12 protein-coding genes are annotated in these 13,469 nt (G+C 48.0%); 4 read left to right on the top strand and 8 right to left on the bottom strand.

The genetic code is table 11. From position 1 onward, the window contains the following. Position 1: 1 nt before the first annotated feature. The 4 genes from FHP88_RS12525 to FHP88_RS12510 all read left to right on the top strand — a co-directional run bounded on the left by FHP88_RS12525 (position 2) and on the right by FHP88_RS12510 (position 4,089). Positions 2-847, top strand: a complete 846-nt coding sequence (locus tag FHP88_RS12525) for an FkbM family methyltransferase (RefSeq protein ID WP_144359419.1) — start codon at positions 2-4, stop codon at positions 845-847. 3 nt (positions 848-850) lie between these two features. Beyond that, positions 851-1,978 carry a non-hydrolyzing UDP-N-acetylglucosamine 2-epimerase gene (gene wecB, locus FHP88_RS12520; protein WP_144359418.1) on the top strand — a complete coding sequence of 376 codons (1,128 nt, stop codon included), beginning with the start codon at positions 851-853 and terminating at the stop codon, positions 1,976-1,978. A gap of 294 nt (positions 1,979-2,272) precedes the next feature. Then, positions 2,273-3,295, top strand: a complete 1,023-nt coding sequence (locus FHP88_RS12515) for an O-antigen ligase family protein (protein ID WP_186297709.1) — start codon at positions 2,273-2,275, stop codon at positions 3,293-3,295. After that, a complete protein-coding gene (locus FHP88_RS12510; RefSeq protein ID WP_144359416.1) occupies positions 3,292-4,089 on the top strand; it encodes a glycosyltransferase family 2 protein in 798 nt (265 codons plus the stop codon). Before FHP88_RS12515 ends, FHP88_RS12510 begins: the two co-directional genes overlap by 4 nt. A 7-nt stretch (positions 4,090-4,096) precedes the next feature. Here the strand turns inward: FHP88_RS12510 and FHP88_RS12505 are convergent, their stop codons facing one another. The 8 genes from FHP88_RS12505 to FHP88_RS12470 all read right to left on the bottom strand — a co-directional run bounded on the left by FHP88_RS12505 (position 4,097) and on the right by FHP88_RS12470 (position 13,453). Next, the gene (locus FHP88_RS12505; RefSeq protein WP_186297708.1) at positions 4,097-5,815 is read right to left on the bottom strand and encodes a carbamoyltransferase C-terminal domain-containing protein; all 1,719 of its coding nucleotides are present in this window, start codon (positions 5,813-5,815) and stop codon (positions 4,097-4,099) included. A gap of 107 nt (positions 5,816-5,922) precedes the next feature. Further along, complete coding sequence (locus FHP88_RS12500; protein WP_144359414.1) at positions 5,923-7,434, bottom strand: glycosyltransferase family 39 protein; 1,512 nt, start codon at positions 7,432-7,434, stop codon at positions 5,923-5,925. Between the two features lie 49 nt (positions 7,435-7,483). Continuing rightward, positions 7,484-8,218, bottom strand: coding sequence for an SDR family oxidoreductase (locus tag FHP88_RS12495; RefSeq protein WP_335341553.1), 735 nt, complete (start codon positions 8,216-8,218; stop codon positions 7,484-7,486). Next, positions 8,218-9,519 carry an FAD-binding oxidoreductase gene (locus tag FHP88_RS12490; RefSeq protein WP_144359412.1) on the bottom strand — a complete coding sequence of 434 codons (1,302 nt, stop codon included), beginning with the start codon at positions 9,517-9,519 and terminating at the stop codon, positions 8,218-8,220. Before FHP88_RS12490 ends, FHP88_RS12495 begins: the two co-directional genes overlap by 1 nt. Next, positions 9,519-9,950 (bottom strand): GtrA family protein, encoded by a 432-nt coding sequence (locus FHP88_RS12485; RefSeq protein ID WP_144359411.1) that lies wholly within the window; start codon positions 9,948-9,950, stop codon positions 9,519-9,521. The genes FHP88_RS12490 and FHP88_RS12485 overlap by 1 nt, the downstream gene beginning before the upstream one ends. After that, positions 9,947-11,386 carry a UbiA family prenyltransferase gene (locus tag FHP88_RS12480; RefSeq protein WP_335341552.1) on the bottom strand — a complete coding sequence of 480 codons (1,440 nt, stop codon included), beginning with the start codon at positions 11,384-11,386 and terminating at the stop codon, positions 9,947-9,949. The genes FHP88_RS12485 and FHP88_RS12480 overlap by 4 nt, the downstream gene beginning before the upstream one ends. 34 nt (positions 11,387-11,420) lie before the next feature. Next, positions 11,421-12,533 (bottom strand): glycosyltransferase family 4 protein, encoded by a 1,113-nt coding sequence (locus tag FHP88_RS12475; RefSeq protein ID WP_260843288.1) that lies wholly within the window; start codon positions 12,531-12,533, stop codon positions 11,421-11,423. Next, positions 12,515-13,453 (bottom strand): mitochondrial fission ELM1 family protein, encoded by a 939-nt coding sequence (locus tag FHP88_RS12470; protein ID WP_144359410.1) that lies wholly within the window; start codon positions 13,451-13,453, stop codon positions 12,515-12,517. The genes FHP88_RS12475 and FHP88_RS12470 overlap by 19 nt, the downstream gene beginning before the upstream one ends. Positions 13,454-13,469: the final 16 nt, after the last annotated feature.

Here is a 13,469-nt window from a genome sequence, read left to right as displayed (position 1 = left end):
CATGCTCAATGCGGTTATCGCATACCTAAAAGACTTCCCCTTGCCGACGGGCAAATCGAAGATATACAAACTGTTTCAAAGGCAGCTGGCAGAACAGGGGCCGATATGGTGCCGCTATGACGGGGATATTGATTTTCTGGCAGATCTGAGCGACCGGATACAGCGACACGTTTTACTGTATGGCGGCTACCGTACAGAACGACGCCATAAAAACTTCATGATCAACCGCATTCAACCTGGCCAGGTCATTCTGGATATCGGTGGGCATGCCGGTTACTACACCCTGTTGTTCGCAAAATATACCGGCAATACCGGACAGGTTTTTTCATTTGAACCCAATCCGAGTAACTACGCCATCCTGGAAAAAAACATCCAGCGAAATGGCTTTACGAACATAGAACTACGCGCGGAAATTGTTTCTGATAAAGCAGGGCAGACATCACTTTACTTACCTGATAGTGACAACACAGGTAACGGCTCGGTCTATGCCTCTTCTGATACAGCCTTCGGTCAAATTGAAGTACAGGCAATCAATCCCGATCAGTTTTTCCAGGAAAAAGGTATCGCAAAAATCGACCTGATCAAAATTGACGTCGAGGGCCATGAAGAGAATGTACTCCGTGGTCTGACACATTATCTTTCATTGCCCGCCGATCAAGCCCCAGAAGTTTTTGTCGAGGTCAACGAGTTGACCCTGCAGCGGGCCGGCAAGTCTCCGCGAGAGATATTCCAAACAATGTGGGATCTTGATTACACCGCTTACAGAATCACGGACCAAGGGGACATTGATCGCTCTGACATCCCCTTTTGCGACAACCTGGTCTACTTCAGGAAAAATGCAGGCTAGACCATGAAAAATATTCTTGTCGCATTTGGCACTCGCCCTGAAGCCATAAAAATGGCACCCGTAATCCAAGCCCTCAAGGATCACCCTAATCTGCACCCGATTGTTTGTGTCACCGCCCAACACCGAGAGATGCTCGATCAAACCCTGGAGCTATTCGAAATAACGCCGGACATTGATCTAAACCTAATGCGTCCTAACCAGGGATTGGCCACACTCAGCGCACGCATACTTGAGAACATAACGCCTGTGTTGGTCGAACACCAACCTGACGCCGTACTGGTACAGGGAGATACTACGACTACCTTCATGACGGCACTAGCCAGCTTCTATCAACAAATTCCCATTGGCCATATTGAGGCCGGCCTACGCACAGGAGATTTGCGCGCGCCCTTTCCAGAAGAGGCGAATCGAGTCCTGACAAGCCACCTTGCCCAGTGGCATTTCGCGCCTACTGAAAACAACAAGGCCGCCCTGTTAGCCGAAAATATACCACCCGAGCAGATCTTTATAACGGGCAATACCGTGATTGATGCGCTGCTCTGGATTCAGGCACGCATTAACCGAGGCATCTACTCCGAACAGACCAAAGCTCTCCTCGCACGCCGCCAACGTCCATTTATCCTGGTCACCGGACATCGCAGAGAAAGCTTTGGCCAAGGCTTTGAGGAGATATGCCAAGCGATCAAATTGATTGCCGCAAGCCATCCGGAACTGGACATCGTTTACCCCGTACACCTCAATCCAAATGTCCAGGAACCGGTTGAGCGGATACTGGGCAATCTGCCCAACATACATTTAATCGAACCCCTCGGTTATGAACCCTTTGCCGCGCTCATGGGACAATGCCTGTTTGTGCTAACCGATTCGGGCGGCGTACAAGAAGAAGCGCCGTCACTCGGCAAACCGGTACTGGTGATGCGCACCAAGACCGAACGCACCGAGGCACTGAAAGCGGGGGTCCGCTTGGTTGGCACGGATTCAGAAACCATAGTAAAAGCGGCGTATCAGCTATTAAATGACGCCACCCACTTCAGGCAGATGTCTACAGCGGTAAACCCTTATGGTGACGGCACAGCCGCGATTCAGATTGTTTCGATATTGGCCAAGCAATTGTTGGATACTCAAGCCTAAATACCCAATGTAAAACCTGCCTTCACACTATCTTCAGGCTACGAAGCATAAAAACATCGGATGAATAAAATGCACCGCCTTTTTGCCAAAATCAATCTTAACGAGTCCTTTTGGCTGACACTGCTGATTGCCTCACCCATACTTCTTTTGCCTGTGGGACGCAGCGCTGAGCTACCGATTGCCATCATGGCAATCTGGGGTCTGATCAAGTTAATAAAATTCAAAACTGAACTCTTCAGCCGCGCACCTATTCGCCACTTCAGCCTACTCTTTTTGCTGATCTGGCTACCGATTATGCTCTCCTATCCAGATTCTTTCAGCGCCAATCAAACACTTCGCGTGGGCGCCAGCTATCTACGGTTTTATTTAGCTGGCATTTTTATAATTGACACCCTTAACCGGCATCCAATCGCCCAGAATGTCATAAAAACGGTTTCATGGTTTCTCCTGTTTTTACTTGCCGACGCGCTCATTCAGTTTATTTTTGGTTTTGATATCATCGGCTACCCTTATGACGGCGATAGAATCAATGGTATTTTTGGCGATGACCTAAAACTGGGACTGACAATTTCACTACTCGCTTCTTTCCTGTTGATTCAAACACAAAAAAGCCATTGGATGCTGAAAGGTGTTGCATGGGGCCTGCTCGTCCTGATCATTCTCCTCAGCGGAAGCCGTGCTAGCTGGGTCATGTTTGCCGTCAGTCTCGCTGGACTGTTTTTTTTCCAAACCTATAACAACAGGCACCTTGCTCTGCGCTACGGGCTTATTATCCTAATCGCACTGCCGATTGGCGCGATTGCCACCTACCATAGCTCTTACTATGTCCAGCAGCGAATCGACCAAACCCTTTTATTATTTAAAGGTGACGTTGAATCAGCAGATATCGCCCTCTCAACTCGCTTACCTTTATGGCGCAATGCGCTGGTGATGTTTCAGGACAAACCTATCAACGGTATCGGTGTGCGGGCCTATCGGGATGTCTATCTTCAATACGCACCTGACGATGATTACTATCGTCTGAATAAAATAGCCCCCACCCACATCCACCAAATGATTCTGGAGGTGGGCACAGAGACAGGCAGCATTGGCCTGCTTGGGCTTCTTGCATTTTATTTTGTACTGATGAAGCGCTTATTCAAGGGCGGGTTTACCACCCCTATTAGCGCGGTATTTTCCATTGGCGTTTTAGCGGCAACGTTTCCTATTAACACCCACCTTGCACTCTACTCCTCATTTTGGGGCATGCTGTTATGGTGGTTGATCGCCCAGCACTGCGCCACCCTGGGTTATAAAAAAGCGGAACGTCCGGAATGAACAAACTACCTCTCTCTGTCTTTATCATCGCCCAGAATGAGGGCGACCGTATCAGCACCACTATTAACAGTGTAAAGGCCTTTGCCGATGAAATTATTGTTATCGACAGCGGCAGCAAAGACGATACGGTCAGCGTTGCTGAAGCACTCGGCGTAAGGGTTATCTTTAATCCATGGGAAGGTTACGGTCAGCAGAAGTCCTTTGGGGAGAGCCAGTGCCATAATGACTGGATTCTGAACCTGGATGCCGATGAAGAGGTGTCTGAAGAGCTGGCGAAGGAAATTTTCGATCTCTTTATAAACAGTGCACCCTCATGTGCAGCCTATACACTGCCAATGCTACCGCTCTACCCTTTCCAGCAAAAAGGCTATCGATGGATGGTTCACAACAGCCCCGTCCGACTCTATGACAAGCGGCGCGCCCAATACCACGATGACACGATCCATGACTATGTAAAGGTGCATGAAGGCGCTGTCGGCAAACTTAAGGGCCTGGTCATTCACCGTTCATTTCGATCTTTGTCACATCATGTCGAAAAGATGAACGCCTACTCAAATGATCAAGCCATCAGCCGTTTTAAGAAAAAGCGAAAACCGACCTTTATTGAACTACTGACGCTACCGTTATTTGCCTTTATCAAATGCTATCTCTTTCGCCGGGGCTTCATGATGGGTACAGATGGTATCATTCTGAGCCATATGTACGCCTTTCAGCGCTTTATCAGAATCGCCAAGACACGCGAGTTATTTGAGCTTGAAAAGAAAGCTCAACAATCCAAACAGCCTAGAGAATAGCGAACACCTATTGCTTTCTTTGGAACACACCACTCTCAATTACCACAAAATCCACCCGCCCATCCAGCAACGCGCGCAGACACTCGACCGGCTTGCAGATAATGGGCTCTTCATGCGCATTAAAGCTGGTATTGACGAGCACAGGCAGTCCAGTCTTCTGTTTAAAATGCCGAAGAATTGTGCTGTAGAGCGGATTGTCCCTATCATTAACAATCTGAGGTCTAGCGGTACCGTCCACATGGACTACAGCGGCAATTTTATCTGCCCACTCAGGATTTACTCGGGTAGTGATGGTCATGAATCGACAGGCATAACGGTTGGCATCTGTGATTTCAAACACCTGATCAGCATCCTCTTCCAACACGTAGGGTGCAAAGGGCATGAATTCCGTGCGCTGCAAACGTTTGTTCAGGGTTTTATTGATGCCATCATCTTTCGGGCTGGCAATAATACTCCGGGCACCGAGGGCTCTTGGGCCAAACTCCATCCTGCCGGTATAGATAGCACCGATATAATCTTTGGCTATCAACTCGGCTGCCGTCTCCGCTGGATCTCCTGCTATCTTTTCAAGCCGGTCATCCTGCATAAACAGCTGTTCTGCCTCGGCATCAAACTCCTCACCTAGATAGACATTTTCTAATTTTCGTCGATTTGCAAAAAAGGCCTTCTCTCCATCTTGGCGCATCAGGTATTCCAGTGCCCCACCGATCACCAAACCGTCATCTCCCATAGCCGGAGCGATAAAGATATCCTTAATACCCGTCTCTTCACACACCAACTTATTCAAACGTACATTTGCAAACGCGCCGCCCGCTAACGCCAAGCGCTCAACGTTGTGGTGAGCCATGATTTTTTTAATCGATGCCAGGGTATAAACTTCGAGCAACTCCTGCACCGAAGCTGCCACATCTTCACGCGACGCCGCTTTGGCCATTTCAAATATGGCCTGCTTCATCGCCTTGTTATTGGAGAAATCACTCGCGACCTCTCCTGTATCTGACACACTAAAATGCGCTGACATCTGTTCGAACAATGACGGTTTTCCGTATGCAGCAAGTCCTGTCAACTTGCCTTCATGACGATTGATCCTGAATCCTATCGCTTGGGTCGCATAACCGTATGCAAGGGCTAAACTGTTGGTCTTGCCCTGGCCTAAAAAATCCTTGTCATCACCAAACAGGCAGGTGAATTGATCACTTCCCTGTAGTAGTCGCGCACTGTAGTAAACACCATCGCCACCGCCATCGGAGGTATACGCCAAAACATTTTCACCCGGCAGGTAGAATAATGCAGACAAGGCGTGGGCCATATGATGGTTAGAAAAGAATAGTTTTACATCATGCCTAAAACCATTTTCTTTGCAGAACACTGGCTTTAGGAAAACATCTTCGGCCTTAGCGGTACCATTTTTCCACATATGACTCGATAGGCTTTTATGGCGCCGACGACCTTTTTTTCGCTGCACAGCAAAACGCAACCTGTCAAACCAGCCATAGTTAAAGTACACGGTTGGATAAGACCCTCGACTGAGGACAACAACATCAATATCCTCCGGTTTAAACCCGGCAATCTTTAGCACATTCTCAATAGCCCTATCAGGAAAGCCCCCATCGCATTTAACCCGCGACAAACGTTCCTGATGAACGGCAGCCTTTAGCTCATAGCCTTGAAAAACTGCGGCCGCGGAATCATGGGGACCACTATGGATTGACAGTATATTTGACACTACAAGCAACCTTTACAAATTCTTTATTAAACAAAACATAGACGACATTATCACTGAAAACAGGCAACAAATGTAATATTTACTCCCTATTACCCCTACTTTCAGCATTACTGAGTATCCGCATGCTTCTCGCATTGACCTCGAACAAAACCCCATTCCAGCACTATGGGCGCCGCCTTGCCTGTACTCTTTGTCCAACGAAACGTTTCGACACCACCGTATGAGTAACCTGGAATTTTTGCGTACTTATCGGGCGCGCTTCCTGTTTTAAAGGAAGGCCAAACGATGAGGCTCCCTTCTTTATTTAACCGCTCAGGCGTTATCCAGGGCGCAATAGAAAAATCACCCTCCAAAAACACCGAGGGTCGATCCTCGGCACGTATGGCAATCAAGCCACCCAGCCAGCCATCACTTGTTACAATATTCAGTCCACAATCTGCAACGCTGTTCCAGTTATTCACCATGCGCTCTGCTATCTCACGGTCGGGCCAAGCTGTTCTTTTGGGTTTTTTCGAATAGGTTCCACTCAGCATTGAATTCAATCCATAGGCTATAGGAAAAAATACCAACAAGGATAACGCGACCCAGTAGAACCGGTTTGTTTTGGCACTATTTGAAGGGGTACCCAGAAACATGACCAATAGAAGACCAGAAAGGCTCCACATTGGCGCACCCCACATAGATCTTAACCCTGAACCGCCCATTAACGGAATGACGCTTACAATAAGCGCAGGAGCCAGACCTAATGCCAATAAATAATTACGATCAGATACCGCCACAGGTATTTTTTGCTCACCAGGCATGCGCCAAATATGTTTAAACATACCGCCTGCAAGCAAAAGGAGAATTATGGGTATATGGGAGGCAACTTGGGCAAGTAAGAAATCAATACTCTTGAGTGGACGCATCCAGACAGAATCAATCAACCCACTCCGATCACTCAGATAACGGAGAGGTAAATAATCATTGGCGACCAACCAATATAGATGTGGCGCAACAATTAATAGCGCCACTAACAACGAAAGGTATGGCCCGAGACGGCCAAAGATCTTTCGATTGGTCGGACTAAACAATGCATAGAAAAACATTACACATACAAGCACAAGTACGGTGTACTTGCTTAACAGGCCGACTCCCGCGCTAACGCCAAGCAAGCACCACCAGCGAAGCTGGCCTGATTTGAGTGCCTTATAATAGAAGTAGATCATCGCAGCCCAAACAGGCATCTGCGCAATATTGTGGTTAAATTCTGCGGTAGGAAGTGAAAAATAGTAAACCCCTACGAGTAGAAGGACCGCTATAAGCGCTTCTTTCTCAGAAAATATTTCTCGGCCAAGCAGAAAGATAAAAATAAAAGTAGTGACTATCGCTAACTGGCTCAACAAAAACGGTCCCACATCACCCAATAGTAAAAACGATATCTCTACCAACCATGAGGGTAACGGGGGGTGCTTATGGTAACCCCACTGCCATTCATGACCCCATGCCAAGCCTTCTCTGACAACATCCAAAGGCAAACTGGTATGGGTTAGCGTTGGCACAAGTGTCCAGATAAATATCTGCATAATGACCAGCCCGATAAACAGCTGCTTTGCCGATAATCGATCAAGCCTGATCATCTGGATACTCCGACAAATGCACTTCAGACGTCATCACTAAAAAAGCCACTCATAACACAATCTTTTTCATGATGGTTTCTGGAATCATTTTTATTACTGCCATGATAATCCACCAGTACCAGGGGGTATAAATCACATTTCGTTTACGCCTTATGCCATTATCAATGCACTGAGCAATAACGTCTGGCTTTGCCCACAAGGGTCCTTTCTTGAACGCTGCCGTCATGGGCGTGTCAACAAAGCCCGGCTTGACCGTCATGACATGCACACCCGACTTATAGAGCCGCTGTCTTAGGCCTTGAAGAAAAATGGATACAGTACCTTTGGCCGTTCCGTATAGGTAATTTGATTGCCTGCCACGGTCACCCGCCACCGAACTGATCACAGCAATCGTTCCCTGCTTTTGGCTCTCCATTCGATTAGCAATATGGGTTAACAGCGAGAGGGTGCTTATTGCGTTGGTATGGAACTCCTGAAGCGCCACTTCAAAATCCTGTTCACAGGCCTCTTGATTGCCTAATGTTCCATGCGCAATCAAAACAACATCAATAAATTTCAGCGCGTCAAAGGCTTTATCAATGATTAATTTATGCTGACTTAATTCATTGACATCCATTTGCTGACTGTCTATTTGGCACACCCCGCGAATTTTAAGATCGGATGAAATAGTCTCTAACCGCGTTTCATCCCTCGCTATTAAGTACATTTGGTGACCCGCTTCCGCCCATAGCCTTGCGGTCGCTTCCGCAATAGCGGAGGTAGCTCCGATTATCAGAATCTTCATTATCTCAACCCCAGGCGTCTGGACTGTTCAGAGGAGAATGCACCGATGGCGTGATAGCGTTCACGCACAGATTCAAATTCACTCCAGCGAGAATATCCTGCTTTGAATGCGGCTTCTCCCATACGTGCATCTTTTGCAAGATAAAGCCGCCCCCCTTCATCCAGTACCAGTTTATCCAACCCATTTAGAAGCTCAAATGCTTTCGGCTCAACCTTGAAATCAAGCGCCAGCGTATAGCCTTGCTTTGGAAAGGAGAGCATATTGTTATTCCCTTTGCCAAATACCTTAAGAACCGCAAGAAAAGAGCCCATACCCGACTGACTGATGCGCTCTAAGATTTTTTTCAAACCGATGATTCCACCCGATTTTGGCAACACAAACTGGTATTGAATAAAGCCTTTTCTTCCATAAAGACGATTCCAGTTATCCAACGTATCGAGCGGATAGAAAAAGGATTCCAGAGAGGCCACCTGACTTATCCGTGACTGCCGAATCCGGTGAAAATAGGCCGCATTAAATAGCTTCACTGTATAGGGGTTCAACAAGTTAGCGGGCATATCAACAGGCACGGGAATACGTCTTTTACCTTTCACTGCCAAGGGGCCCTCATCGGCATGTTCCCCCAACATCAGCAAGGAACGCCCTAGATTTTTATCCCGCGCCAGACAATCGATCCAGGCTACGGAATAACTGGCATCCTGATTTTCTTCGAAGGCATCAAGTAGCGCATCAATATCAGCGGCCTTTATTGTTGTTGTCAGCATATCGCTTGAGCGAATAGATTTCAGCCTAAAGGTGGCCGAAAGAATAACGCCTGTCAGTCCCATGCCGCCACAGGTGGCATGAAAGAGATCCGCATTGAGCGTCGGTGACAGGGAAACCTTTTCACCATTCCCCAGTAAAAGGTCCATTTGAATGACATGGTCACAGAAGCTACCGTCCAGATGGTGATTCTTGCCGTGCACATCACTGGCTATGGCCCCACCAACCGTCACAAAACGTGTACCCGGCGTCACCGATAGAAACCAGCCTTTCGGTACAAATGTCTGTACGATATCATCCAGCGACACGCCGGCCGCACAGGTCAATAGTCCTGTCTGTTCATCAAATTCAATATAGTGATCAAGATAGCGGGTATTCAACATGTGCCGACCCAGACAACTGTCACCATAACTTCTCCCCAACCCTTGAGGCGTTAACCCCGCATTGTGCATCACCTCACTGACACACTGCGCACTTGTCACAGGATAAGTGATCTCTCCCTCGAGACGGGGATAACGCCCCCAACCATGGGCTTCCATCAGGAGTACTCCACGGTGTCTTGAGATCGGTTAACAAACACAAAGCGCTTGTCGAGCCTGTATTTAATGATGTAGCCCAATGTCAGACCAATGGCCCCACCTAAATAGCGCATGAAATCGGTACCAAAAGCCCAATGAAATCCATATTCAACAATCCAGAAGAGTGCCGTAGTGAACACGCCCATGAAGGAGTAGAGTAAAAACAGCTTGCTGTCATGCATCAGGTTGTCCGATTTAAATTCAAAAATATGCCGTTTTTCCAAAACATACTTAATCGGTAACCCAGTGAGTGTGCCTATCAGGATTGATATCTCAACAGCGAAGGGGCCCTGGTAAATCCAGATTACAATAACCTGCGTACCCAGGTTAGCTATTGTCGCTATAGCCGCAAACAGACTATAAAGGATGGTGATACGTGCAATCTGTTTCATACCACCACACGCGCCAAGGCAAATATTGCGACGAAAAGAAAACCGACAAGCCAGCTCTTTCTATCCTTGATCGCAAAGACTATCGGGTCATCATGCATACTTCCCCTATGCGCAATGAGCCACATGCGAGAAATCCAATACAACAATAACGGACAGGCCAGCCAGATTAATTCCGGCGTTTGATACAATACAGCGGTATGGCTATCCTGTATGTAGAGGGCCAATACCAGTACGGCAAGATAACCTGCACCTGTCCCCATACTGGAGACCACTTCAAGGTCTTCCTGCTTATAGCCACGCCCGCGTAGCTTTCCATCCCTACCTTTCTCGCGCACCATTTTGAGTTCACTGAAACGTTTTATAAAGGCCAACGACAGAAAAATGAACATTGAAAACGTTAATAACCAAAACGACAACGGGGCAGCAATCACTGTTGCGCCTGCAATCACTCGCATGGTGTAGAGCCCCGCCAACATGATCACATCAACAATTGCACTCTGCTTGAGACGCAATGAATAGACGAGGGTCAACAGAAAATAGGACATCAGGACAACAGTGAACGGAACCGGCATGAAAAAAAGTGACCCTAAAAAAGCTATCACCAGCAACAGCGGCCATACCATCCAACCCTGTAAGAGTGATACATCGCCTGCCGCAAACGGGCGACTTTTCTTTCTGGGGTGATTGCGATCATCCACCACATCAATGAGATCATTCAGTAGATATACACTTGATGCCGTTAATCCAAAAATAATGAAAGCCGTGAGTACATACAACAGACTGGCCGCATCATCATAACGATGTGTGGCAAGCAGGGGGACAAAAACCAGCAGATTCTTCATCCACTGATGCGGCCTGACCGAGCGTACAAGTGAGGGTAAAAAAGCACCCCGCTCATTACTGAAAACTTTCTCAAGGTTTCCAATAGACTTTATTTCGGCAATTAGTTTTGCAGAGCTACTCACTGCATAGGCCCGACCAGCAACTTGCCAAACCGGGAGATCCGCCTCCTCATTTCCAATATAGTCGAACCCTTTCTCACCGAATCGTTCAAGTAAGGCGTCACGCTTATAGGAGGATTTCAGATTAATGTCACCGTCTGTCGCCAACACCTCATCAAACAGATCAAGGTGAGCAGCGATTTTTTCCGCCAGCAGACGGTGACTGGCTGTTGCCAATATCAGACGACGACCCTTGGCCTTTTCTTCGCCCAACCAAACGAGCAGTGATTGATTATAGGGCAGTGATTCTGGATCAAGAGTACTCACTTCCGCCAAGTGGGTCTTCAGCGTGCTTTTACCCTCAGCCAACCAGCTGATAATTTTGAATACTCGCATTGGATACCGAAAGACAAAGCTGTTCGCCGATTCCAAAAGCAAATCCGTCTTGATGAGCGTGCCATCCAGATCAACTACAAGAGGGTTGGAATCAATCATCCCATTCTTTTTCCTTTATCCGGTACCTTCATCATCACGACTTGTCAGCCGCTGATTGATACAGCTTTAGTGTACGATCCAGCATAACGTCCTTAAGAAACCGCTGATTTTCAGCGACTGGCGTTAATGGCTGAGAGAGGCGTCCAACCACGGCATCAACATCACCCAGGGGCACTCGTCCTTCTGGATAGAGCACCGTCAATATCTCACCCACCCCGCCGTGATCATAACCAATCACTGGCCGCCCAAGTGACAATGCCTCCAGAACCGTTCTGCCAAATGACTCAGGCTTACTCGAAAGAGAGAGCACCGCATCACACTGACTGTAAATCTCCTTCATGTCAGCACGCTGACCGGTAAATACAATGGCATCAGAAAGTGCCATATCCGCTGCAGACTGATAGATTTCATCTGCATAAGATTTACGCTTTGCGTCCTCACCCCCTACGACCAATCCAACAACATCCTTACCCTGATCTTTCAAGCGTCTAATAATCAGTAAAAAATCATGATGCCCTTTTAAACGCGTCATACGACCTGGCAATGCCACTACGAACTTTCCAGTTAACTGGGGATAGCGGTTATTCCATTGTTCAAGCCATGCCGTATCGGGTTGATACCCATAAGGGAACTCCAATGGATCCACCCCTCGATAGATCAGTTCAATACGTTCTTCAGCGGTGCTGGGATAATTTTCAACAATATATTTTTTTATTGTTTCTGAAACTGCGATCACCCGCTCCCCTTTGGTCATGACGGCACTGTAAGCAGATACCGAATGCATTCCATGTACGGTAGAGATCAAGTGTGGACGTCGATCAGGATTCATACCCTTCCATGCAAGATAAGCCACCCAGCCAGGAACGCGTGAACGATAGTGCAGCACATCGACAGATTGCGCCTTGAGAAAATGTCGCAGCTTCCAAATTAATCGCAGTGTAAAGAGCGATTTCCTGTCAACCGGCCAGGCAAAGTGCTCACTTCCTTCTGCCTCTAACTGCCGAACCATTCGGCCACCCGCCGAAATTACCAGCGAGCGATGTCCGTTCTCGACCAGCGCCTTGGCGACCTCAAGCGTTCCTTTTTCCACACCGCCACTCTCGAGCGCAGGCAGCATCTGCAGAACTGTCAGGCGCTTATCAACCATTGATCCACCATCCAATCCGCACAACGCTGTGCCTCATTAAATCGACCCGGCGGAGAAACCAGTTCACCGCGCTCTTGCCACCGATTGAAGGGCGTTACCCAGCCGTCTTCAATCAATTGTCGAACCCCCCCTGCAACCCGGCTAGATGCCACCTGTGGCAATTCGATCAAGCCTACTTGTGCACCTGATGTAATAGCTTCATAAATCATTGACACAGAATCCTGGGTCACCCACACCCTACCGCTCGTATTAAGCTGTTGACCCAGCCATTCGCGACCAGTCTCCTGCCATGCATGCAGTTCAAGATTCCCAAACGCCAACGCTTTTACTTTTTCCAGGCAATCGGGCGGCGTACGACGTGAGTCACCCAATACAAATCGCACTTCTGGTTCGGCAGTTACAATGGCTTTTACTTGGTCAATGACCTTGTTTTCCTGCCACGTTGTATGGGCGGCCGGGCCACCCAGCAAGATTAATACGCTTGATATATCCTGCCGTTCCGATGCAGTCACCCGGTTCATCACACCCTGGGTAACAAAAACATTCTCCCCAGATATCTGATCATGCGCCGGAATGATACAGAGGTCGAAGAGACTCGTTGGCAAAGAGGGCTTCATGATGACGACAGCCTTGGCACCAAAACGACGCTTCACCGCAAGCAATGAAAAATGCGTCATATGTCCTACACCTAGCACAAAATCAGGGTGCGGCAATGTTTCCCCTGGAGGGAAACGCCCAAATAACCACTGCATCAGTTGTACAGGACGGGACGCAACAGGAATATCATACCGTTCAATATTCCGACGACTTGAAAGCGCCTGACACAGACCGAGCGACTGATTCTCATGTCCTGGTTTGCCATCAACTAATCGCCAGACGACAAGCCTATCTTCCCCTGACTCCGCCACCTGCTCACCCACTCGCCTGACTCCCCTC

The organism is Sedimenticola selenatireducens (assembly GCF_007625115.1).
Lineage (GTDB): Bacteria > Pseudomonadota > Gammaproteobacteria > Chromatiales > Chromatiaceae > Sedimenticola > Sedimenticola selenatireducens_A.
Note: the sequence above shows the minus strand (reverse complement) of the source record. Positions and strands in the feature narration are given on the sequence as shown.